At 71.6% G+C, this 23,490-nt stretch carries 16 protein-coding genes; 7 read left to right on the forward strand and 9 right to left on the reverse strand.

Going from position 1 to position 23,490, the window contains the following annotated elements:
- Positions 1 to 220: 220 nt before the first annotated feature.
- A complete protein-coding gene (locus WME85_RS30585) occupies positions 221 to 4,219 on the reverse strand; it encodes a serine/threonine-protein kinase (protein ID WP_437826368.1) in 3,999 nt (1,332 codons plus the stop codon).
- Between the two features lie 565 nt (positions 4,220 to 4,784).
- Here WME85_RS30585 and WME85_RS30590 point away from each other — a divergent pair.
- On the forward strand, positions 4,785 to 5,228 hold the full coding sequence (locus WME85_RS30590; protein ID WP_437826370.1) for a globin domain-containing protein: 444 nt from the start codon (positions 4,785 to 4,787) through the stop codon (positions 5,226 to 5,228).
- 33 nt (positions 5,229 to 5,261) lie between these two features.
- On the opposite strand, the gene WME85_RS30595 is transcribed toward WME85_RS30590, so the two are convergent.
- The 4 genes from WME85_RS30595 to WME85_RS30610 form a co-directional block, all read right to left on the reverse strand.
- Complete coding sequence (locus WME85_RS30595) at positions 5,262 to 6,800, reverse strand: sigma 54-interacting transcriptional regulator (protein WP_437826373.1); 1,539 nt, start codon at positions 6,798 to 6,800, stop codon at positions 5,262 to 5,264.
- Positions 6,801 to 6,964: 164 nt separating this feature from the next.
- Positions 6,965 to 8,050 (reverse strand): catalase family protein, encoded by a 1,086-nt coding sequence (locus WME85_RS30600; protein ID WP_437826375.1) that lies wholly within the window; start codon positions 8,048 to 8,050, stop codon positions 6,965 to 6,967.
- Between the two features lie 29 nt (positions 8,051 to 8,079).
- Positions 8,080 to 9,204 (reverse strand): hypothetical protein, encoded by a 1,125-nt coding sequence (locus WME85_RS30605; RefSeq protein ID WP_437826378.1) that lies wholly within the window; start codon positions 9,202 to 9,204, stop codon positions 8,080 to 8,082.
- A 27-nt stretch (positions 9,205 to 9,231) separates the two neighbouring features.
- Positions 9,232 to 11,040 (reverse strand): hypothetical protein, encoded by a 1,809-nt coding sequence (locus tag WME85_RS30610; protein WP_437826380.1) that lies wholly within the window; start codon positions 11,038 to 11,040, stop codon positions 9,232 to 9,234.
- Between the two features lie 736 nt (positions 11,041 to 11,776).
- On the opposite strand from WME85_RS30610, the gene WME85_RS30615 reads away from it, so the two are divergent.
- The 3 genes from WME85_RS30615 to WME85_RS30625 all read left to right on the forward strand — a co-directional run bounded on the left by WME85_RS30615 (position 11,777) and on the right by WME85_RS30625 (position 16,921).
- Positions 11,777 to 14,686, forward strand: a complete 2,910-nt coding sequence (locus tag WME85_RS30615; RefSeq protein WP_437826381.1) for a PAS domain-containing protein — start codon at positions 11,777 to 11,779, stop codon at positions 14,684 to 14,686.
- 303 nt (positions 14,687 to 14,989) lie between these two features.
- Positions 14,990 to 16,018: a sialate O-acetylesterase gene (locus WME85_RS30620; RefSeq protein ID WP_437826384.1), complete on the forward strand. Its 1,029-nt coding sequence runs from the start codon at positions 14,990 to 14,992 to the stop codon at positions 16,016 to 16,018.
- Positions 16,019 to 16,201: 183 nt separating this feature from the next.
- Positions 16,202 to 16,921 carry a hypothetical protein gene (locus WME85_RS30625; RefSeq protein ID WP_437826387.1) on the forward strand — a complete coding sequence of 240 codons (720 nt, stop codon included), beginning with the start codon at positions 16,202 to 16,204 and terminating at the stop codon, positions 16,919 to 16,921.
- A gap of 36 nt (positions 16,922 to 16,957) precedes the next feature.
- Here WME85_RS30625 and WME85_RS30630 read toward each other — a convergent pair whose 3' ends face one another.
- Complete coding sequence (locus WME85_RS30630) at positions 16,958 to 17,611, reverse strand: Vgb family protein (RefSeq protein WP_437826389.1); 654 nt, start codon at positions 17,609 to 17,611, stop codon at positions 16,958 to 16,960.
- A gap of 28 nt (positions 17,612 to 17,639) precedes the next feature.
- On the reverse strand, positions 17,640 to 18,902 hold the full coding sequence (locus WME85_RS30635) for a helix-turn-helix domain-containing protein (RefSeq protein ID WP_437302561.1): 1,263 nt from the start codon (positions 18,900 to 18,902) through the stop codon (positions 17,640 to 17,642).
- Between the two features lie 139 nt (positions 18,903 to 19,041).
- Between WME85_RS30635 and WME85_RS30640 the strand changes: the two genes are divergently transcribed.
- Complete coding sequence (locus WME85_RS30640; RefSeq protein ID WP_437826391.1) at positions 19,042 to 19,182, forward strand: hypothetical protein; 141 nt, start codon at positions 19,042 to 19,044, stop codon at positions 19,180 to 19,182.
- Positions 19,179 to 19,886: a DUF899 domain-containing protein gene (locus WME85_RS30645; RefSeq protein WP_437826393.1), complete on the forward strand. Its 708-nt coding sequence runs from the start codon at positions 19,179 to 19,181 to the stop codon at positions 19,884 to 19,886. Before WME85_RS30640 ends, WME85_RS30645 begins: the two co-directional genes overlap by 4 nt.
- A gap of 149 nt (positions 19,887 to 20,035) precedes the next feature.
- Here WME85_RS30645 and WME85_RS30650 read toward each other — a convergent pair whose 3' ends face one another.
- A complete protein-coding gene (locus WME85_RS30650) occupies positions 20,036 to 21,004 on the reverse strand; it encodes an EamA family transporter (RefSeq protein ID WP_437826395.1) in 969 nt (322 codons plus the stop codon).
- The gene (locus tag WME85_RS30655; RefSeq protein ID WP_437302565.1) at positions 21,001 to 21,123 is read right to left on the reverse strand and encodes a hypothetical protein; all 123 of its coding nucleotides are present in this window, start codon (positions 21,121 to 21,123) and stop codon (positions 21,001 to 21,003) included. Before WME85_RS30655 ends, WME85_RS30650 begins: the two co-directional genes overlap by 4 nt.
- A 489-nt stretch (positions 21,124 to 21,612) precedes the next feature.
- On the opposite strand from WME85_RS30655, the gene WME85_RS30660 reads away from it, so the two are divergent.
- Positions 21,613 to 23,484 carry a DUF4041 domain-containing protein gene (locus WME85_RS30660; RefSeq protein WP_437826397.1) on the forward strand — a complete coding sequence of 624 codons (1,872 nt, stop codon included), beginning with the start codon at positions 21,613 to 21,615 and terminating at the stop codon, positions 23,482 to 23,484.
- Positions 23,485 to 23,490: the final 6 nt, after the last annotated feature.

Here is a 23,490-nt window from a genome sequence, read left to right on the forward strand (position 1 = left end):
GCAGAGGAGGGGCAGTCGCCTCGACTCTGCGCTCGAGCGTTGAAGTCGCGCGACCGGTCGACAATCAGACGTCAATCGGCAGGGCTGAGGCATCCCCTCGAATTCTTCGAAAAATTCACAGGGAGGCGGGGAGACGGGGAGGAAGATCTTCAACGACTCCCTCTCTCCCCGCCTCCCTGTTCGATTTCTCCGCTGAAAATGGCTGCGAAGGGACGATTCCTCAGGCGGCCGGGGGCTCGCCGCTCCACGGCCGCTCGACGTCGCGCCCGAGCCACGCCCGCGAGAGCTCCCTCACCCGCGCGTTCGCCGGCACCTGCTCGACGTAGCGGCGCCGCACGGCCGGGTCGGGGATCTTCCCGGCACGCACCTCGACGGCGCAGAGCGCCCGCTCGATCGCGGCCCGCGCGAGCGCCACGTCCCCGCCGGCGAGGTGCGCCTCGCTGATCGCGATGCGCAGCGGGATCTCGCTGTACCCCACCGAGCCGCCGAGCGACTCGAGGCAGCGCATCCCCTCCTCCGAGGCCTCCCGCGCCGCCTCCACGCGCCCTTCCCGGAGCAGCACCTCGATGAGCGTCCGGTAGACGAGCGGCCGGTAAAACCGGTCTCGCTGCAGGATCGCGAGCGCCCTCTCGGCCGCCTCGCGCGCCTCGGGGAGGCGGCCTCGCACCATCAGCACCCGCGCCAGCGCGCCGTGGGCCGGCCCCATGGTCGCCTCCATGGCGCCGATCTTGATGAGCTGATCCGCGAGGGCCGTTATCTCCTCCAGGTGCTCTGGCGCGCAGCACTCCGTGAGGAGGATCATCAGCCAGACGCGCACGCTGGAGAGCGTGAAGGCATCGTTGATGCGCAGCGTGCGCTCCAGGGACTCTCGCAGCTTGCGCTCCGCCTCGGCGTGCTCCCCGAGCTCCGCCATGGAGAGCGCGGTCGAGCTCGCCGCGAACTCGCGCCAGCGCCACGGGCTCACCTGCGCGAACACCTCCTCCGCGCGCCGCGCGTCCTCGTACGCCCGCCACGGGTCGTCCCCGAGGAGCCGCAGGAACATCGAGCGGCTGTAGCGCAGCTGCGCGTGCGCGAGCTGCTCGCCCTCGGGGACGCGCGCCGCGAGCTGCTCCAGGCGGGCCAGGAGGCGCAGCGAGAGATCCCGCCTGCCCCAGTGGCTGAGGGCCGTGATCGCCGTCGCGACAGGCATGCAGCACGCCGCCTCGGCCCCTGGCTCGGGCTCGCTGCCCATGATCGCGTTCACGAGCGACTCCAGCTCATCCGCCAGGCCGAGGTGGCCCGCCATCACGACCAGCCGGCCCACCGCCCGGTTCCAGGCGACGCTGCCCCTCGCCAGCACCGACAGGGCCTCTCGGCCGATCTCCAGGCCGACCTGCCAGTCCTCGCGCAGGAAGTAGACGTCGAGCTTCATCCCCAGCAGCCGGCCCAGGGTGTCGCCGCGCGGATCGCAGCTCATGCCGCGCTCGACGCGCGAGAGCATCCCGTCGTAATCGTTGCTCCGGTACGACTGCTCGGCCGCGCGCAGGTAATACAGGGCGGCGCGCTCGAGCTCCCCGCCGAGGTGCGCGTGCTCGGCCAGCACCATGGGGTCCGCCTCCCCCGCCTGCTCCAGGTGCGCCCCGGCGAGCCGGTGGCCGAGGATCCGATCCTGCGCGGCCAGCAGGCCGTACGCGGCGTCGCGCACGAGGACGTGGCGAAACCGGTACTCCGCGTCTCCAGGGAACCGGCTGCTCCACTGCACCTCCACCATCTCGGAGCGGACCAGGCTCTCCAGCCAGCGATCCGCCCCGTCGCCGCCGGTCGCCTCGCGCGCCTGCCCGAGCAGGGCGAGCACGCCGCCGCGCCAGAACGTCTGTCCGAACACGCTCGCGCTGCAAAGCACCTTGCGCGCCTGCGGCTCGAGGCACGACAGCCTCGCCTGGAGCATCGCCAGCACCGTGGCGGGCCGCCCGTCGGACTTGCCCTCGACGACGGCGCGAATCAGCTCCTCCAGGAACAGCGCGTTGCCGGCGGCCTGCTCGACGATGCGCGCCACCAGGCTGGCCGGCACCTCGGCGCCGAGCACCGCGGTCACCAGCCGCTCGGCCGCCTTCCTGGTCAGGCCGGCGAGCGGGACCCGCTGCACGACGCGCCCCTCCCACAGCTTCGGGAAGACGTCGTGCACCTCGCGGCGCGCGAAGGCGAGCACGAAGAAGGCCCGCTCCCGCAGGTCGAGCAGGGCGGCGTCCACGAGCTTGACCGTGGCCGCGTCGCCCCAGTGCAGGTCCTCCAGCACCAGCAGGCAAGGCCGCGCCGCCGCCTCCGCGCTCATGAGGTCGAGGAAGGCGCGGCGGATCTGCTCGCTCATGATCTTCGGGTCGCCGCGCGCGGCGCGCAGCGAGACGCTCGGCCGCTCGACGGCGACGCCGCAGAGGGTCGCGATGAACTCGCTCACCCGCTCGGCGTCCGCCGGCGGGACGTGGCGGCCGACGCGCAGGCGGATCTTGGCCTCCTGCGCCGCGGGCGGATCCCCGGCCTCCACCTCGCAGAGGCGGCGGAGCGCCTCGCCGAGCAGGCCATAGGGCGAGCCGGCGCTCATCGGCGCGCCGCTCCCGAACAGCACCTCCACCTCGGGCGAGCGGGCGCCGAGGCGCCGGAGCAGCTCGTGCCGCAGGCGCGATTTGCCCATGCCCGGCGCCGCGATGACGAGGGCGCCGGACGGCATCGCCTCCTCGATGCACCCCTCGATGGCGCCGAGCAGCATCGAGAGCTCCTGCTCGCGGCCGACGCAGGGCGTCGGGCGCCCCAGCAGCGGGCGCGACTCGTCGACGCTCGCGCGCTCGCTCCGCAGCACCAGCTGCCCGCCGAGCGTCGTGACGAGGAAGCGCGACTCGAGCAGCCGCGAGCTCAGCTCGTCCAGCCAGATCCCCGGCTCGACCGCCGCGTACGAAGGCTCGTCGTCGGCCGTCATGGTCGGCTCCGCGCCGACGCGCAGCAGCGCCACCGCCCTGTCGATGGCCTCCCCGGCGGGGACCCCGCCCTGGAGCAGCCCGCGGCCGGTGGTCAGCGCGATGCGGGCCCCGGGCCAGTGCTGCTGCACCTCGAGGGCGCAGCGGGCCGCCGCCGAGACCTGATCCAGCGCGCTGCTCGACGGCGAGACGATCACGATGAGCGAGCCGTCCGCCAGCCACTCGGCGCGGCCGCCGAGGCGCGCGAGCCGGAAGCGCAGGGCGTCGCGCGTCGGGCGGGCCCAGGTCTGGACCGTGGAGGGCGGCAGCGTCTCGCTCGCGTCGCCGCCGTCCCACATGGCGAGCACGACGCTGAGGAGCTGCATCGCCTCGCCGGTGAGCACCCGGGGCGCGGGCTGCGACGCGACCGCTGGCACCGGCGCCTCGTCGTCCCCCTCCGGCAGCGTCAGGGCGGCGAGCTCGTCGCGGAGCGCCGCGGCGTCGTGGGGGCGCCGCTGCGGGTCCTTGTCCAGCATCCGCGCGAGCAGCTCGGCCAGCGCGGGCGGCGTGTCGGGGCGGAGCGAGCCGACCGCGGGGACGTCATCGAACAGGATCTTCGCGAGCACGCCGACCAGATCCCGGCCGCCGAACAGGTGCTTGCCGGTCAAACATTCGAAGAGGACGCACCCGAGGGCGAAGATGTCCGCGCTCGGCCCGAGGTCGCGGTCGCCCCGCGCCTGCTCCGGGGCCATGTAGCCGGGCGTACCGACGAAGCGCCCGGTCCGCGTCAGCGTCATGCCGGCCGCCGCCAGGCGGGCGATGCCGAAGTCGAGCACCGCGACGCCGTCGACGCGCTCGTCGCGCAGGAACAGGTTGCTCGGCTTGACGTCGCGGTGGACGACGCCCCGCGCGTGGGCGACGGCGAGCGCGTCCGCGACCTTCCGCAGCAGCACCACGCACTCGGAGAGGCGCAGCGGCCCGCGGTCGAGGCGCTCGCCGAGGTCCCTCCCCGACAGCCACTCCATCGCGAGGAAAGGCCTGCCGTCCTGGGCCTTTCCGTGCGCCAGGTACTCGACGATGCCGGGGTGCTTGAGCGAGGCAAGGAGCCGCGCCTCGCGCAAGAAGCGCTCGGCCTCCTCGGGGCGCTCGGCGTCCGCGTGCAGCAGCTTGAGGGCCACCGGCGCGCCGGTCGTCACGTCCCGGGCGCGAAACACCTCCCCCATGCCGCCCTTCCTGGCCAGCGCTTCGATCAGGAACCGACCCGCAACCAGAGAACCTTCGAGGAACGACACGGATCGAGCCCTCCAACACCAAGCCCACACCGGGCGTACGGCATGACCGCCCCGTGCGCAGGCGAGGATACCAACTGGACAGCTGGACGGTTCGCTTTTTGCTAGATTTACTGGCTCGATGGTGGCTGGAGAGACGTTGCGCGCCAGGAGCCGGCGTGCAGGTGGACAGGTTCATGTTCAGCTGTGCTGCCGGAGGTGTGCGCGCACAGGCCTTCATGTGTGCGCGCACGGCCCGGCGCGGCGCGCGCCTCGGCGGCCGCTCGGCAGACGCTCGGGCGCGCCAGGCGGATGCTGGGCGGGCGCTCGGCCGACGGTAGTGCTGTCATTTGAACATGAAGGCGGTAAAGCGGGAAGAAAATCTCAATGATCTTCCCGCCTTACCGCCTTCATGTGAACCCTCTCTGGGCAAATGACAGCACCACCCGGCCGACGCTGGGCTGACGCTGGGCCAACACTCGGTCAACCCTCGGCCAACCCCTCGGCCAAGCCCTCGGCCAAGCCCTGATGGCATGGAGGGTGCCTGACCGCGAGACCGATGCTCACCGTCACGGAGGAGCGGTCCTTCATGTCATCGCAGGATGCCGAGTTGCTGCGCGACAGCTTCGAGCTCGTCGTGCAGCGTGATCACGAGTTCCCTCGCCGCTTCTATCAGGTCCTGTTCGAGCGGCACCCGCAGGCGAGGCCGCTCTTCACCCGCAACAGCCCCGGGGCGCAGGGCACGATGTTCGAGCGGGCGCTCATGGCGGCGCTCGACCACATCGAGGACGACACCTGGCTCTCGGAGAGGCTCGCGCCGCTCGGCGCGCAGCACGTCGCCTACGGCGTGACGCCGGAGATGTACGACTGGGTCGGCGAGGCGCTCGTCGCGGCGCTCCGCGAGGTGAGCGCCGCGGACTGGACCGAGGCGCACCGGGACGCGTGGACCAGGGCGTACGGCGTCATCGTCGCCCGGATGCGCGCGGGCGAGGGCGCCCCGGCGCGGCTCGCGAGGCGCGCGCGCGGCGCGTGAGGCCCGCGCGCGGCGCGTGAGGCGCGCGCCGGCTCAGCCCTCGCTCGCCTCCTCGTCTGGCCCGGCGATGCCGTGGCGCTTCATCAGCCGGTAGAGCGCGAAGCGGTTCTTCAACCCGAGGATGCGCGCCGCGCCCGTCACGCTGCCCTGCGCCTCCGCGAGCGCGGCCTCGATCTCGGCGCGCCCGATCGAGCCGGAGTCGGACGGCTGGGGCGGGTTGGATTTGCCGGGATCCGTCGCCCTGCCGGGATCCGTCGTCCTGGGGCCGGCCCGAGGATCGGTCCTGGGCTCCCCCGCCTCCGTGCGCAGCGCCGCGTAGACGTCGGGCGTGAGGGCGAGGAAGTTGTCCGGGCTCGACCCGAGGGCGATCCACATGAGCCGCTCCAGCTCGCGCAGGTGGTGCGTGTAGGCGTGGCGGAGGAGCGCGTCGACGAGCGCCGGCGCGATCCGCGGCTCGGCGAGCCTGTCGCCGCGGCGCTCGAAGAAGCGATCGGTCAGCTCCGGGCTGTCGCGCGCGGCGGCGGCGAGCAGGTGCCGCAGGAGCAGCGGGATGTCCTCGCGGCGATCGGGGAGCCCGGGGACGCTCACGCTGATCAGGAAGCGCGCGAGGAAGTCGTGCTTCAGCGCGTCGACGGGGCGGTTGGTCGCCGCGATGACGCGCAGATCCGAGCGGCGCACGCGCGGCTCGCCGAGCCGCTGGTACTCGCCGTCGCGGTCGAGCACCCGCAGCAGGTGGGCCTGCAGGTGCGGCGGGAGCTCGCCGATCTCGTCGAGGAAGAGGGTGCCGCCGTCCGCCTCGCCGATGAGCCCGGACCGCTCCGGGCTGCCCGCGTTGGGGTAGCCCCTGGCCGTCCCGAAGAGCTCGGCGTCGACGAGGCCCTCGGGGAAGGTCGCCGCGTTGCGCGCGACGAACGCGCCGCCGCGGCGGCGGGAGAGCGCGTGGATGGCGCGCGCGGCGAGCTCCTTCCCGGCGCCGCTCTCCCCGCGCACGAGCACGTGGTTGCCGGACTGCGCCGCGAACGCGAGCGCGCCGCGCAGCGCCCACACGGCCGGGCTCTCCCCGACGATGCCGTGGAGGTCGGCGTCGCCGAACGAGAACCGCGGCGCCTCCTTGAGCGCCTGGATCACCTCGAGGCCCCACCTCCGCCGCACCACGAGCAGCACGAGCGCGTTCTGCAGCGTGAGCGTGTCGCCGGCCTTCAGGAGGCCCTGGGTCGCGGGCGAGCCGTTGATGAGCAGGGGGCAGCGCCCGATCGAGCGGACCGCGAGGAGCCCGTCCGGGGTGGGCTCCATCTCGAGCTGGAGGCGCGAGATCCGCGGCCCCTCCAGCGGCGGCATCGCGGCCCAGCCCACCGGGCGCTGCCGGTGGAAGGTGAGGCGCGGCGCGGCGTCCTGCGGCTGCGGCCCGCCGCGGCCGAGGACGGCTCGGCCCTCGACGAGCGCCGCCTCCCCCATGCGGTGCGGCTCCTCGCGCGACCAGGCGATGATCAGGTGGAAGTGCTCCGGGGGCGGCTCCAGGTCGTTCCGGCCCCACAGGAGGCTCGGCTCGGTCAAGGTCGTGGAGGACGTCACGGAGGCGATTCCGGAGCGCGGTTTTACCACGCCAGGCCGACACCGACATCGTTAACCTTCCGGTGCGCCGGGACACCGTGTGTCCCCGAGCGCGGCGCGGACAGCCGCCGCCGTGCCGGTCCCGCCCCGGCTTCACGCACGGGCGGCGCGGGCGGACGACGAGCTCACAGCTGTCCGAGCCGCGCCGGCTGCGCTTTCCACGGCGTGTGCCCGCGCCACGCGCGGAGGGCCGTCGGCTCCTCGCGGCGAGCCCCGTTCCTCTCGTGACGGAGCCTCGATATCGTCTCGTAGACCGCGCGCCGGGCGCGGTTCAGCCCCCCGAGCGGCCGGTGCGCCGGCAGGGCGTGCCACGGCGTGAACGAGAGGTTCTCCTCGAACTCGGCCTGTCCCGGGTGGTCGAGGCGCTGCGCCGGGATCACCATCGTCGCGACCTTGTAGAACGGCGACAGATCCTCGCTCCAGCGGACCGTCGGGTCCTCGATGGGCGTCCTCGTCGGATGGGCCTGGAGCTGCACGAGGAAGTCGAACATCCAGTCCCCCCGCTCGAGCTGCCGCGCCACCGCCTGCTTGAGCGCGCCGTCGCCCGGCTCGACCTCGACCCAGGGCGCGCCGCAGGGCCGGGGGGCCACGGCGAACTTCATCGCCCGCTCCCCGAGCCGGAACGGCGTCTGGCTGAAGTAGCGGTCGTGCAGCGGGTTCTTCACCGGCTTGAGCAGGGCCGAGAGGTAGTTCTTGAGCTCGCGCAGCCGGAGGCGGGGCGGGCTGCACGAGAGGAAGAACGAGAGGGGCTTGCCCGCGCCGATGGCGGCCATGAGCTCTGCGTAGTCCGCGACGTTGCGCGCGAAGAAGACGTCCGTGTTCGCCATCAGGAAATCCTGCGTCGTCGCGCCCTTCTCGCCGTCGAGGAGCTTCTCCCCCTCCACGTCGAGCAGCTTGATCGCCATGCAGCGCGAGTCCCGGTGCATGTCCGACTGGACGCGCGCGGCGGTGGACGAGAAGCGGACCCACGCCGGGTAGACGCGCGGCTTCTGGAAGACGCCGCGCCGGAGCTCGTCGGGCAGGCCGTCGTCGATGATGAAGTCGGCCCTCACGCAGCCGTGCGACTTCGGGTGCACGCCGCGGAGCGCCGGTGAGGCGCCCGCCGGGTACGCTCGCTCGTAATTGCGCTTCATGATCTCGGTGAGCTGTCGAATGCGGTCTTCCTCGCCGGGCGGCGGGTACTCCCTGTGGAGCTCGAGCGTGGTGTTCATGACCAAGATCCTCTCTGTCGTTGGGTGTCTCAGGAAGCCCTCGCGACGGCGCGCTCTCGCGCGGGGACCACCGGGGCGCCGCTCGCGGGCTTCACGCCGGACGCGCTCTCCTGCCGCTTCCGGTATTGCACCTCGTTGCGCATCTGGATGAGCCGAGAGAACGTGGTGACCCAGAAGGGCGCGCCCAGGGAGAGCATCCCGCACGAGAACGCGAGCCCGGCCAGCCAGAACAGCGTGTCGCGGAGGAGCTGGAGCGCGGTCGGCCGGGGCGCGAGGAGGTCGCCGCGGTACGCGCCGAACCGCTTGACGATCCAGCTCTCCTGCCAGCCGATACCGAGGTTCGCCTCGTCGAGGAGGGTCGCCGTCTTCTGCATCTCCAGCCCGAGGTCCTCGAGCGTGGCGTCGGGGCGCTCGTCCGGCGCCCCGGCCGGGCGCTCCCCCAGGCGGACCGCGGTGGCGGTCAGGGTGTCCGCCTGCGCGACGACCTGCGCGCGCGAGGCGCCGCCCTGGTGCAGCCGGGCGAGCACCTGGAAGCCGTCGAAGTTGAAGAGGACGACGAGCATCATCGAGACGAGGAGGGTCAGCTGCCGCGCGCGCTGCTTGAAGGTCTGGGACGCCGTCCCCTCGAGGGTCGGGAACCAGCGCCGCACGTAGGCGGCGAACTGCTCGACGGTCGCGTAGCGCTTCACCGCGCCGGGGCCGCCCTGGCCGCAGCTCACCCAGCGGGCGGGCAGCAGGCGCTCGCGCCCCTCCCCGTCGACCGTCGCCGACGCGCCCGCGGCGATGGTGATCAGGTCGTCGGCGTCGATGTACTCGACGAGGAGCGCGAGCCGCGCCGGGTCCGAGCCGTACACGAGCTCCGCGCTGCGCGCGTGCAGGACCGGATCCGCGAGCACCTCGTGCACGAAGCGCATCTCGCACGCCTCGTTCCTGGCGAGCGCGTCGCGCGCCGGGCGCCCGGTCGCCGGGTCGACGACGTCAGGGTCCCTGTGGAACGCCCGGAACCCGTGCATGAGCGACCGCAGCATGTGGACGAGGACGCGGGATCGGTAGCGTCCGACGTTGACAATCACCTGCACGACCGCGCTCACGAACAGGCTCGCTGTGAGCATGATCATGGCGAACGCGAGCGCGGTTTCCAGGAGGGGGATCATCGGTGTGCTCCTTCTGTTCCGGTCCAGTCAAAGGGTCTTGAGGTAATCGACGAGGGCCTCGCGGTCTCCCGGCGGCAGGCTCGTGCCGTAGGTGTGCCCCTCGTTGCTGTTGCCCGGGATCGGATCGTCGTTGTCGTCGACGGTGCGGTAGAGGAAGAGCGCGCGATCTCCCTCCATCGGCTCGGTCGACGTCCAGCCGACGCCCTGCTCGTCGAAGCGCCGGCTGCCGCGGTAGAACCGCTTCGGCCGGAACCGCTGCGCCTCCTCCGGGGCGAGCTTGCCGCGCGGCGCGGGCGGCTTGAGCAGGTCGCCCAGCGTGGGCACGGAGCCGTTGTGGAGGTACGGGGCGCGCGCCCAGATCCCGTCGAGCGGGCCGGCGAGGTACTCGCCTGGCTCCCTGACCGGGCGGAACGCGTCCTTCTCCCAGAGGTGCCGCCGCTCGCCGAACGCGTTGAGCGCGTCGGCGGCCGGCTTCATGAACGCCCTGGAGCGCTCCGCGTCGGTCCCCGGCTTGAGGCGCTCCATGTAGAGGCTGCCCTCGACCTGCTGGACGGTCCGCGTCGCCGGGTCGTAGAGCCCATGGCACTGGGCGCAGTGCTCGGTGAAGACCGCGAGCCCGCGCGCGGCCCGCTCGGGCGGAGGCGGCGTGAAGGGGTAGGCCGGCGCCGGCAGGTCCCGGTCGAGCCAGCGCCCGATCGTGTCGACGTTGTCCTTGTTGAGCGACATCGCGACGGCGCCGACGCCGATGGCCGAGCCGCGGTTGCGGGCCGTGGAGCTCCTCGTGTTGCCGTCGGCGTGGTGCCACGGGCGGATGCCCTCGTGCTGGTTCCACAGCGAGGGGAAGTCCATCTGGGCTGCGGTCCCGTCGTCGGGCGCGCCGAGGACCTCGAACTTGACCGCGTTGAACGGGTCGATGCGCCCGGGGCCGTTGTCGGCCCGGAGGTCCATCCAGGCGCTGACCGCCGCGCGGCTCCGCTTCGTCATCTCGGCGAGGAGGATCCGGTAGAGCGCCTGCTCGCGGCCGGTGAGCGGGGCGGCCCCTTCCTCGGCGAGCGCGGCGTCGATCTCGTGGATGAGCCGGTCGCCGGTCATGCGCTCGTCCAGGAAGGCGCGCGCGAAGAAGCGCTTGAACCCTTGCAGGTCTGCGGTGTGGTTCGGCATCCCGTCCACGTAAACGGCCTCGCCGTTCGCGCCCAGGTACTCGCCGCGGTGGCACCCCGAGCAGTTGATGGCGACGCGCTTCAGCGCGAAGCTCGTGTGCAGCAGCGGGACGTGCAGGGTGGAGTCGGCGAGGAAGAGCCCGCGGCCCACCGGGCGCGATCGGTAATAGGTGGTGTCGTCGTCGCCGAAGCCGAAGCGGTCGTAGCCGTGCCCCTTGAACTCGTCGTCGAAGATCCTCGGCAGGACGCGGTAGATCCAGTAGGGCACGCCGCCGGCGAACTCGGTGCCCGTGGCGCCGTACCGGAAGCGCCACACGACGTCCTGGGGGTCGATCTCCACGCCGGGCGCGAGCCGCTCCTCGGGAATGGCCTTCTCCGAGGGGAGGTGGAGGTCGATCACGACGGCCGACGCGAGCTGGCCTGGCCGGAAGACAAGGACGGTGAGCAGCACGACAAATGTGACGAGGGGAATGCAGAAGGCGGCGCGGCTCGTGCCGAGCCAGCCTGCGGCGCCCGTGATGATCTGCCGGATCCAGGCGCCGCGCTGGCCGGAGCTCGGGGGCTCTCCGGGCTGCGGGGGTGAGCTGTCGATCACGTTGCGGGGCACCTGCTCCAGCCGCCGGAGGGTCAGCGGAGACATGCTGCTCGGGATCGTGCAATCGTCGTCGGTGGGCATGGCGGTGCTCTCCTTGGCGGCGCGGGCGGCGCGGCGTGAGTCCGGCGGGACTGCGCCAGGCGGTGCGCCTCGGCCACAGGGGGCGTGGGCAGCGGGTCGCGCCACGCAGCGGGTCAACCTCGTCTCGGCCGCGATAAAGCACGGGGTGGGCCACCGTTCTGGCAGCGTAAATCGGCGAGTTTCCTGGGGAACACGGGCGGTGCGGGCCCGTGCGTGCGCGCACGCACGCACAGGCCCGCACGCCCCCTCAGCGGAACCGCCAGCGAGCAGGTCCTCGACCGGCTACAAGCGCTGCTCGCAAGTGAAGGTCCCTGAGGCCGAGTCAGGCGCCATGGCAGGCGACCACCTCGACGAGGCGCAGAGGGCGACGTGGGTGAAGCAGGCCGCCGCGTTGCCCGGCTGGGTCCTGTACCGAGGCCGTCCCGGGGCTCGTCGCCGCCCAGCGCCGACGAGCCACCGGAAGGGTTGGCCTCGTCCTGCGAGCCCACGTGCGCGGCGTGAGGCGCCGTGCCTGAGCCCGCGTGCGCGCCGTGAGGCGCCGCGCTGAGCGTGCCGCCGTGAGGCGCCGTGCCTGAGCCGCGAGGCGGGCCCCGGAAGTGCTCCTCCCCCGCTTCCGTAGACACCCCTGAAGGCACCAGGAGGCAGGGATGAGACGAGGAAGAGGAGGGCGCTCACGCCCGAGCTTCAGGCGGAGACCGTACGGCTGGCGAAGGCGGGCGACCGGAGCATCGGCCAGGTGGCGAAGGACCTCGACCTGACCGAGACGGCGCGTCGCCTTGGCCCTGCCGCCGCGCTGTTCGCAAGCTACTTCCTCCTGGCTGTGTTGGGCCTCCGGTGGGCGACGGGCTGCCGCGCCTCCCCCCCGGCGTCTCCCGCCGCCGGGGTCGCGCTCGCCGGGCTCCTCCTCGGGGGCCTGCGGCTGTGGCCGGCGGTGTTCGCCGGGACGATGGCCGCGTTCCTCCTGGAAGCGCCGTGCCTCCCGCTGTGGGCGAAGGCCGCCCTCGCGTCCGGGAACACGCTGGCGGCCCTGGGCGGCGCGTGGGCGCTGCGCCGCGCTCGCCTGCGACCGGCGCTCACGCGCCTGACCGACGTGCTCGTCGTCAGCGCCGCCGCCCTGGGAAGCTCGGCCGTCTCCGCCACTGGAGGGACCTTCGCGCTGGCCGGCACGTTCAACCAGGGCTCCAGGCAGGCTCTCGTGGCATGGCTCAGCCGGTGGGCCGGCGACGTGGCGGGGGTGATTGTGGTGGCGCCCCTCGTGCTGAGCTGGGCGCGTGGCGAGCCGGTCGGCCGGGCCCGGGCGCGGTGGCTGCACCTCGCGCTGTGCACGGCGGCGGCCTGGGCGCTCGCCTGGCTGAGCTTCCGGCCTGAATCCTCCCGCATGGTCCGCCCATGGCTGACCTTCCCCGCCCTGACCTGGGCGGCATTGACGTGGGGCGTTCGGGGCGCGACGGCGGCGATGCTCCCGGTCGCGGCCGTCGCGGTCCAGGCCACGATCGAGGGGCACGGACCGTTCAGCACCCCCGCGGCACTGCAGTTCGCGCTGCTCCAGCAGTTCATCGGCGCTACCGCCATGACCACGCTGGTGCTGGCCGTCGTCGCCGACGAGAGACGCAACAGCGAGTCGTTGCACAAGAACGAGGCGCGGCTGCGGCTGGCGCTGCGCGCCGGGCAGACCGGCGTGTGGGATTGGGATGTCGCCAGCGGCGTCGTTGTCTGGTCCGACGAGGTCTGCGGCATCTTCGGGATCCCGCCGGGCACGTTCGAGGGGACGCTCGACGCATTCGAGCGGAGGATTTATCCCGACGACCGGGCGCGGGTCCGGGCGGAGACGGGAGCGGCCATCAAGGGGCGGGCGGGCTATGCGATCGAGTTCCGCATCGTCCGCCCCGACGGGGAGATCCGCTGGGTCACGGACCTCGGCACCGTCGAGCACGACGAGGCAGGACAGCCTCGTTCCATGATCGGCATGGTCACCGACATCACGGAGAAGCGAGCTGCCGCGGACTCGATACGCGAGAGCGAGGAGCGATTCCGCAACATCGCCGACAACTCCCCCGTGATGATATGGGTGACCCGGCCCGACGGCTGCTGCACCTACCTCAACAGGGTCTGGTCCGATTTCACGGGGCAGGCTCAGGCCGCCGGCCTCGGGTTCGGTTGGCTCGACATGCTTCATCCGGAGGACGCCGAGCGCTCCGCGAGCATCTTCCGCGCCGCCAACGCGAGGCGGGAGCCGTTCCGCTTCGATTACCGCCTCCGCCGCCGTGACGGGCAGTACCGGTGGTGCATCGACGCGGCGACCCCGCGGTTCAGCCCGAGCGGCGAGTTTCTTGGCTATGTCGGCTCGGTCATCGATATCACCGATCGCAAGCAGGCCGAGGAGGAGCGGTCGCGCCTGCTCGAGGTCGAGCAGGCCGCGCGCAGCGAGGCCGAGCGGGCGAACCGGCTGAAGGACGAGTTCCTCTCGACGGTGAGCCACGAGCTGCGCACCCCGCTCACCGCCATCCTCGGCTGGACGCACCTCCTGCGCCGTCGGGTGAGCCGCGAGGACGAGGAGCTCTGCAAGGGACTCTCGGTCATCGACCGCAACGCCCGCGCGCAGGCGCAGCTCATCGAGGATCTGCTCGACATGGGGCGCATCACGTCTGGCAAGATCCATCTGGACGTGCAGCCTCTGGACCTGCACGACGTGGTGGGCACGGCCGTTTCGTCCGTCGCGCCCTCGGCGGCGGCGAAAGGGATCCGGCTCGAGAAGATCTCGAGTCCTGCCGTGGGGGTGACGCGCGGCGACCCGAACCGACTGCAACAGGTGGTGTGGAACCTCCTGAGCAATGCCGTCAAGTTCACCCCGGAGGGCGGGATCGTGCAGGTGGAGGTCTCCCGCGCCGGCGATCACGTCGAGATCGCCGTCTCGGACACCGGAGAGGGCATCAAGCCCGAGTTCCTCCCGTACGTCTTCGAGCGTTTCCGCCAGGCCGACGCCTCGACGACTCGGCGGCACGGCGGGCTGGGCCTGGGGCTCGCCATCGTGAAGCACCTGGTCGAGCTCCAGGGCGGCGCCGTGCGGGCGACGAGCGCCGGCGTGGGAAAGGGCGCGACCTTCACCGTGGAGCTCCCGCTCGACGTCGCGCGCGCCCCGGCGGAAGGCGCCACGAACGGGCGGGAGCGGGAGATCGAGGCCCGGGCGAGCGGCGACGACCCCTGCGAGCTCTCCGACCTGAGCGGCATCTCGGTGCTCTTCGTGGACGACGCCCCGGATACCCGCGACATGGTCAGGACCTTCGTCGAGGAGCGCAAGGCGCGCGTCAGGCTCGCAGGCTCCGCGGAAGAGGCGCTGAGGCTGCTCGAGCTGGAGAGGCCGGACGTGCTCGTGAGCGACATCGGGATGCGCGGGATGGATGGCTACGAGCTCATCCGCCGGGTGCGGGCGCTGCCGCGGGAGCGCGGCGGGGACGTGCCGGCGGTGGCGCTCACCGCGTACGCCGGAAACGAGGACCGCACGAGAGCGCTGCTCGCCGGGTTCCAGACCCACCTCACGAAGCCGATCCAGCCGACGGAGCTCATGGCGGCCATCGGGGTACTGGCAGCGGGCGGCGCGAGAAAGAGGCTGCCGCAGGCAGGCGACGGGGGGCTGCCGTTGCCATAGCGGGCACGAGGAGGAATTTCCGCGGACCGGTACCATAAAACCGCTTCGCTTCGAAAGGATCGGTCGGGGCTCGAGGCGCAGGAGGAGCGAACGCCGTCGACGATGAAAGAGTCCAGCATCACTGGTCTTCTCCTTGTGTTGTCCTGAAGCCGAATCCAGGATGCCAGGCTCCCAAGATGCGATAGTCTAGGCCCCGGCGCTTAGCTCTTTGCGGGCGAGGTTCGCCGCACCGGCATCGGGACGCCGGCCCACAAATTCCGCCATTCTCTTCAGATCGCGCCCCGGCGCGACGAGGTAACGACCATGACCGAGACGAACCGCATCATCCGAGGCACACCGAGGTTCCTGCTCCTCCCATTTCTCTTCATCATCGCTGCGTCCGGTTGTGGCGAGTCCGCTTCGTCCGGCGCGACCGGTGAGAATGACAACACCGGAGGGGCCGGTTCGGGAGCCGGAGGCGCCTCGACGGGTACCACGAGCGCTGGAACCGGAGGCGCCACGACAGGCAGCACGAGCGCGGGGACCGGGGGCGCCGCGACAAGCAGCACGAGCGCTGGAGCTGGAGGTGGCGCCACGGTAGGGACCGGACCGGGTAGCAGCGCGGCAGGCACCGGCGGCGCACCGAGCTCGAATCCGACGTTTCACATCTTCATGCTCATGGGCCAGTCGAACATGGCTGGTGTCGCAGACAAACAGGACAGTGACCAGAATTCTGACGCGCGGCTCAAGGTCCTCGGCGGATGCAATCAGCCGGCCGGACAGTGGAACGTGGCCAATCCGCCGCTCAGTGATTGCCCTGGTGAAAAAGGATGGAACCTGTCGACCTCCGTCGACCCGGGCATATGGTTCGGCAAGACCCTGCTCGGAAAGCTGGCCGAGGGGGACACGATCGGGTTGGTCGGCACAGCTGAGAGCGGTGAGTCGATCAACACGTTCATCTCTGGCGGCTCACACCACCAGATGATCTTGAACAAGATCGCCAAGGCGAAGACGGCCGAGAACGCGCGCTTCGCGGGCATCATCTTCCACCAGGGTGAATCCGACAGCGGCCAGAGCGCATGGCCCGGCAAGGTCGTTCAGCTCTACAACGAGGTGAAAGAAGCCTGGGGGGTTGACTACGACGTTCCCTTCATCCTTGGAGAGCTCCCCGCGGGCGGATGCTGCAGCGGTCATAACAACCTCGTGCACCAGGCGGCCGACATGTTGCCTCAGGGATACTGGATCACTCAGCAGGGCACCAACGTCATGGATCAGTACCACTTCGATCATGCGTCCGTTGTTCTCATGGGCACGCGTTACGGTGAGAAGATGATCGAAGCTCTGGGGTGGTAGCAAGGCGGCCCGCGGCGGGCCCGAGGAGCCGCGGTCGGTCGCGCGCAGGCTGGCTTCATGGTCGAGCCCAGCTGTCCTCGCTCCAGCGGCTCATTCTGGACCGGTCGTTCCAGAATGATCGGTCCAGAATGAGCCGCTGGAGCCGGGGGTCGCGTGAGTCCGGCAGGGTCCCCGAGCCGCGTCATGAGCAGGGGCTTCCGGGTCCGGCAACCCGCTGCGCGGCCGGCTCCGCTGCGCTACTATTACGGGATGTTCGGTCCCGGGCATCCGCAGCACCGTCCCCAGCCGCCGCATCACTACCCTCCCCAGCCGCCGTTTCACTACCCCCATCCGCCACCCCCGCCGCCGCGTCCGAAGCCGGGCGTATCGCCGATCGTGATCGTGCTCGCGGTCCTGGGCGGGCTGTTCGCGCTCGCCATGGGCGCCCTCGTCGTGCTCGGCGGCGTGGCGTACTTCGTGGCGAGCGCGACGCCGGAGCAGGCCGTCGTCGAGCCCGCGCCCTTCGACGTCTCGACCGCGGGCAGCGCCGCGCCCGTGCCGCCCCTGCCGACGAGCACCCCGCTGCGTCCCGACCTGGAAGCCGATGAGGTGGCGGGCGCCGACCCGCCGAGCGGCGATGCCCCGTCGCCCGCCGGCGACGGCGAGACAGGCGAAGCGCCAGCGCCCTCGAAGGGCGCCGCGAGCAACGGGAGCGCGGCGGGCGGGGCGTCCTGGTGGTGCACGGCGAGCGCGTCCGTGCGTGTTTGCGGCTTCGCGGGCGCCTGCAACTATCAGATGGTGTTCGGCAATGGCGGAGGAAAGGACCGCTTCCTCGCCTCGCAGCAAGCGAAGCGAGCGTGCGAGTCGAGCGCGCGCGCGAAGGGCGCCTCGGCCATCTGCGTCGTGCAGTGCAGCCCTCGCTGACGAGGGAAAGCACCTCGCTCCCCCGCCTCCGCGTGTTCAGGCCGCCGTCCTGGGCTTCCTCACCGCGCGAAGCTTGCCCGTCGCCGGATCGCCGCACCACAGGCGGCCGCTCGCGTCCGCCTCGACGCCGGAGACGCGCACGCCCTCCGGCAGCGCGAGCCGGTCCAGGACCTCGCCGCGCTGCGCGTCGACGCGGCGGATCTCCGACGGCGCGCCCTCGTCGTCGGGCATCACGCCGTGCCAGAGGTCGCCGTCCGCCCACGTGACGCCGGTGACGAACCTGTCGGAGACGAGCGTGCGGAGGACGGTCCCGCGCTCGGGATCGATCTTGAGGATCTTCTTCTGCCGGTAAATGCCCGCGTAGAGCGCGCCATCGGCCCACGCGAGCCCGCTCACGAGCGTCGCATCGAAGCCCGGCACCTCCCCCACCGCGGCCCCTGTCCCGGGATCGATCTTGCGAATCTTGCCGCCGCCGACGACCCACAGGTGGCTCCCGTCGAACGCCACCCCAGCCTGGGCCGGGGCCTTCAGGCGACGCAACACCTGGCCCGTCTCCGGCTCCGCGGACAGGAGGTCTCCGCCTGCCCCGTGCGCAAACCACACCGCCTGCCCGTCGAACGCGACCCCATGGATGGAGTCCACCCCGTCGAACGTGCGCTCCGCGATGATCTCGGCCTGCCGTGCCTTCATGATCCAGGACCTCCCTTGCTCCGTCCCCTTAGCCTGGAAGCGCGAGCCCGAGCAGCAACATCTGTGACGCGATCGACAGCGCCGCGCGGGGCCTCGCGTAGCGTCGCGAGGGGCCGCTGCCGCTGACCTCGACCGCGCCCGCGAGCACCAGCTCCGAGAGCGCGCGCTGCACCGTGCGCGTGCTCTTGCAGAGGGCGGCGCCGATGGCCGGCGCGCTCCACGCGGCGCCGTCGGCCAGGAGCGCGCAGATGGCGCCGGCGTTGCCCGGATCGAGCGGCGCGAGCAGGACCAGCTCGACCCCGCCGCCGAGCTCCCAGCGGTACGCGTTCCCGAGCGCCCTCACGACCCCGGCGCCGCCGAGCGCGGCGCGCAGGCGCCCCACCTCGACGCGCAGCCGCCGCCGGTGAGACTCGTTGACGGTGCGCACGCCGAACGCCGCGCGCGCGAGATCGGCGCTCGCGATCGCGGCCGGGTGGGCGCGCGCGAGCGCCTCGAGCATGGCGAAGAGGACCGGACGGCGCGACAGGTCGGCGCGCGCGGCGCCGCCGTCGAGGACGCGGCGCCGGAGCGAGTCGACCACGACCCGCCCCTCGGCCGCGACCAGGGCCTCGACGTCGGCGAGGCGCGCGAGCTCCTCGCGGCCGCCGCGGACGACGCGCGCCACCGGCTCGTCGTGCGCGCGGAGGAAGCGCTCCGTCTCGGCGATGAGCTGCGGGTGCCCGCTCGCCCGCGCCCAGGCCGCCGCCTGCTCCGCGGCGCGCCGCGCCGAGGACGCCCGCACGAGCCGCGCGTGCAGCTCGGCGCGCGCCAGCGCCAGCGCGGCCCTGGTGAACACCGGCGCGTCGCCCGTGACCGTGGCCTCGGCGGCCGCGAGCGCCCGCTCCGCCTCGGCGACGCGGCCTTCGAGGAGCGCGGCGCGCGCCGCGCCGAGGCGGGCCCACGCGGCGTTCGTGAGATCGCCCGCGCGCTCGAGGGCGTCGCCGGCCTCGACGAGGTGTCGCTGCGCCTCCCCGAGCTCCCGCTGCGCGAGCGCGACCTCCCCGAGGGCCGCGCTCGCGCGCGCCCGCGCGCGCTCCTCGCCCGCCGCCGCGAACGCCAGCGCGGCGCGCTCGAGCGCGGCCCTGGCCTCCGCGTAGGCGCCCATCTGCGCGAGCGCGATCCCGCGGAGCGCGAGGGCGTGTGGACCGCCGAACGGGCCAGCCACCCTCAGCGCGCCGAGCGCGTCCCCCGCCGCGAGCGCTCGGGCGGCCAGCGCGCCGAGCTCGGCGGGGACCTCGACCGCCGCTTCCATCGCCGGAGCATCTCACGCCGAGCGGCGCGCGCCAACCGATCGCGACATCGATGTTGCTGTCGCGGCCACAGGCGTCGTGGTCATGTCTCCGTGTCGGGCGGAGCCCCGCGCGCGCCGTCGACAGGAGGAGAGTAATCCCATGTGCCCTGCGTGTATCGCTTCCCTCGGGTTGGTCCTGGCCAAGGCGGCGTCGGCTGGCGCCGTGACCGCCGTCGTCGTCAAGAAGCTCCGGAGCGGCAAGCGCGCCGGCGCCGGCGCCTCGCAAGGAGGGAGCCGATGAGCCGCCCGAGGGTGGTCTCGAGGGAGGAGTGGCGGGCGGCGCGCCTCGCGCTGCTCGAGCGAGAGAAAGAGCACGACCGGCGGCGCGACGCGCTGAGCGCCGCGCGCCGCGAGCTGCCGTGGGTGAAGGTCGAGGAGGCGTACGTGTTCGACGGCCCCTCGGGCCAGGTGACGCTGCGCGACCTCTTCGGCGCGCGCCGGCAGCTCATCGTCTACCACTTCATGTTCGATCCGAGCTGGGAGCAGGGCTGCAAGAGCTGCTCGTACGTGGTCGACAACATCCAGGGCGGCCATGTCCACCTCGCGGCCCGCGACACGGCGTACTGCGCCGTCTCCCGCGCGCCGCTCGCCAAGATCGAGGCGTTCAAGTCGCGCATGGGCTGGACCATTCCGTGGGTCTCCTCGAACGAGTCCAGGTTCAACTTCGACTACGGCGTGTCGTTCCCGGACGAGGCGCGCGCGCGGGGGGACATCGAGTACAACTTCCAGAAGGGGAGCTTCCCGCACCCCGAGGCGCCGGGGGTGAGCGTCTTCGCCCGCGAGGGCGACGAGGTCTTTCACACCTACTCGACCTACGCGCGCGGCCTCGACGTCCTGATCGGCACCTACAACTACCTCGATCTCACGCCCAAGGGCCGGGACGAGTCCGCGCTCTCTTTCTCGATGTCGTGGGTCCGCCATCACGACAGGTACGACGCGACGTGAGGGCTCGAGTCACCGCGCGGCGTCCTTGACGCCTGTGGGTCACCGCGATGACGCCATCGGCGTGAGCTGGTCGAGGCGCTCTTCCCAGAAGCGCCGGTAGTCGCCGAGCGCGCGAGCGCGCGCCTGCGCGCAGGGCAGCGGCCGCCTCCCTACCCCGGCTCGCCGGCCTCTGGGCTCCGGTTCGACAGGTTGATGAGGACGATGGCCGACAGGATGATGAGCATCCCGAGGCGCTGCGCCGGGCTGATCGACTCCCGGAGGAACAGGAGCCCGGCGATCCCGGTGAACACCACCGTGAGCGCCTCGGTGATCACCGCCGCGAGCAGGCTGCCCGAGGTGAGCCCGATGACGATGCAGAACTGCGCAGCTGCGCCGGCGCCGGCCGAGAGGGCGAGCTGGTCCCAGGACGACCAGAGGCCGCCTCCGAGGATCATCGCTCCGGAGCCCGTTGTGACGAGCGCCAGGGCGCTGGCGGCGATGCCGACGAGGGAGGTGAAGAGGAGGATGTACTCGAACGGGATGTGCTGGAGGCGATCTGCGCTCAGGTTGACGAGGGACATGAGGAACGCCGCCGCGAGCGGCAGGAGCAGGGCCAGCCAGCGGTACCCGTGGAGCGACTCGTAGGTCAGGAACCCGTCGTGGAAGTAGATCGCCACGCCGACGAAGGCCCAGCTCGCGATGAGGCCTCGCCGCGCGCCGGGCGCCTGGCGCAGCGCGGCCCACAGGAGGAAGGGCGTGAAGATGACGTGAAGCGAGTACAGGAGCGAGTTCGTGGCGAGGGGGAGGAACAGGCTCCCCACGAGGAAGAGCGTGACCCCGAGCAGGTCGAAGAGGGCGTAGGCGCCGAGCGCCGCGCGCCGCTCCGCGAGGGCGGCCGCCGGGACACGGCGGCTGCCGCGCGAGAGGAGGAGCGCGACGACCACGAAGATCGCGACGTTCGTCCAGAGGTTGACCAGCATCACCAGGGTGACGTCGCCGGCGCCCGGCTGAGCTTCCGAGAGGAACCGCAGCGCGACTTGCGACCACGTGAGCAGCGCCGCCCCGGCCGCCATGAAGAGGGTCGCGCGCAGGCTCCTGTGGAACCCCCGCGCAGGCTGGATGGCGCCGGGGGTGCTCATCGGAGACCACCAGCGCGCCGGCGCCGCTCCTCGGCGAGGGTCCCTGTCGGCGCGCTCGCCTCGTCCCGCTGGCCGGCCGCGAGCGCTGCTGCGGTCGCCTTGCTCTTCGCGTCGCTCATGGGGTTGTCTCGGGGGACCTGGCACGTTCACGACCACGCGGGAAGGCCGCTCGGCGGTCGCCATCGCCGGTGCGCGCTGGAGGTTGGCGCTCGATGGCCCGACCTCGGTGGCGAGGTCAGAGTACGCACGCACGCGCCCGCCGCCCTCGCCGGGCGGCCACGGCGCGACCGGAGGCCGCATGAACCCCTCGACGCCCCCCGTACCCTGGTCGCCGAGCTACCCGCCCCTGGTTGAGCGAGCCCTGCGGCCCGAATCTGGTTGAGCGACCCACAACCTACAACGACGCCGAGGCGCCCTTGACGACGCCAGTCCCTGCGGACAGCGGCCACGCCGCCGCGCAGCGGATCCCGGAATGTGCGCAGGGGTACGACGAACGCTGCGCACGAGGAAACGCTTTCGTCGGGACTTCACGCCTTGTACGTTGATGATAGCGAGGGGGCCCACGTTCGTTGCTGGCAGGTCTGTCCCTCGCAGGAGTGTGCTCGGCCATGGAAGAACTCTTGGGAGCCCTGCTCGTTCTCGCGCTCATCGTGATTGCCGTGCTCGCCGGATGGCTCATGAAGCTGAGAGGCGAGAAGACGAGGCTTCACGCAGCCCGCGAGTCTGCCGAGCGAATGAAGGCCGACCGAGAGCAGGCGCTCTTGAGTCTCCAGGAGCAGCGTGACCGCATCTTCTCGGAGCTCGCTGTCCTCCAGCAGACGCACGCGGCCATGCTCAACCGCTTCCGCGGCATCGTCGACGCCGAATCAGAGCGACAGCGAGTGCTCGCTCAACTCGACGCAGACCGGTCACGCCTGCAAAGGGAGATCGACCGTAGCACAGTCGAATGGGGGCAAGCTCTCCGGGATGTACAGGCGCAGCACCTCACCACGGGTACGGAGCTGGAAAAGCTCCGCCACGCCCACGCGGCCCTCAATGACGCCCATGCCGGCCTCGCCGCAGCCGAGAGGGAAAAGCGGAACGCGGTCGAGCGTCTGACGTCGCAGCAGGCGCAGCTGCAGAACGAGCTGCACGTCATGAGCGAGCGCCTCGGGCGCATCGCTGCGACGGAGCAGGAGAAGCAGCGAGCGGTCGCCCAGCTCGATGTGGACCGGGCCCGCCTGCAGGGTGAGGTCACCCAGGGCAGGGCCCAGTGGGAGCAGACACTGCAGGGACTCCGGGGCCAGCTCCAGCAGGGCACGGCGGATCTGGCGTCGCTCCAGGCCGCCATCGCGAAGCTCCGTGTGGAGCAGAGCGCGCTGGACGAGGAGTCGAACCTCCAGTCCTTCGGCTTCTACCGGCCGCGGTACGATTTTTCGTCTTCCGAGATCTACCAGGCCAAGCTCGAACGGATTCGCGACCGCCAGAAGGAGCTACTCAAAGACAAGTCAGCCGCCATCTGCCGTACGGTATGGACGGTCAACGGGAGCGTCACCGAGGGACGAAAGCAGATCAGCCAGACCCTCAAGCTCATCCTGCGCGCCTTCAACGGCGAGTCCGACGCCGCCATCGCGAAGGTGACCTACAAGAACGTGAACGTGATGGAGACTCGCATCAAGAAAGCGTGGGAGGTCATCAACGGGCTTGTCGGGGTGCAGAACTGCGAGATCACGAGGGTGTACCTGGATCTCAAGCTCGAAGAGCTGCATCTTGCGTACGAGTACGAGGAGAAGGTCCAGGCCGAAAAGGAGGAGCAGCGGCGTATCCGTGAGCAGATGCGGGAGGAGGAGATCGCGCAGCGCGAGCTAGAAAAGGCGAGGCTGGAGGCGGAGCGAGAGGAGCAGCGCTACGAGGAGGCGCTGCGCAAGGCGCAGGAGGAGGTCGAGAGGGCGGCCGGCGCCAAGCAGCTGAAGCTCCAATCGCAGATCGAGGCGCTGCAGAAGAAGCTCGAAGAAGCGCACGCCAACAAGGAGCGCGCGATCTCTCGAGCGCAGCTGACGCGTTCGGGACACGTCTACGTGATCTCCAACATCGGCTCGTTCGGGGAGCACGTTTACAAGATCGGCATGACGCGCCGTCTGGACCCCCTCGATCGCGTGCATGAGCTCGGGGACGCGTCGGTGCCGTTCGAGTTCGATGTCCATGCGATGATCTATTCGGATGACGCACCGGCGCTGGAAACCGCCCTGCATCGTGCCTTTCACGAACGGCGGATCAACCTCATCAATGAGAAGAAGGAGTTCTTCCAGGTCGACATCGATGAGATTGCCAGGACCGTTCGGCGGATGCACGGAGAGATCGAGATCACCCGCCTCGCCGAGGCCGAGCAGTACCGTAAGACGGTCGCGATGAGGCAAGAGAGGGACGCTGCACAGGTGGCCTCTGCACCGGCGCGCCTCGCGCCGCAGGCGCATCCGGCCGCGGCGTACGCGCCCGCCTAGCAGCGC

The sequence above is a fragment of the Sorangium sp. So ce1153 genome (assembly GCF_051521595.1).
Classification (GTDB): domain Bacteria; phylum Myxococcota_A; class Polyangia; order Polyangiales; family Polyangiaceae; genus Sorangium.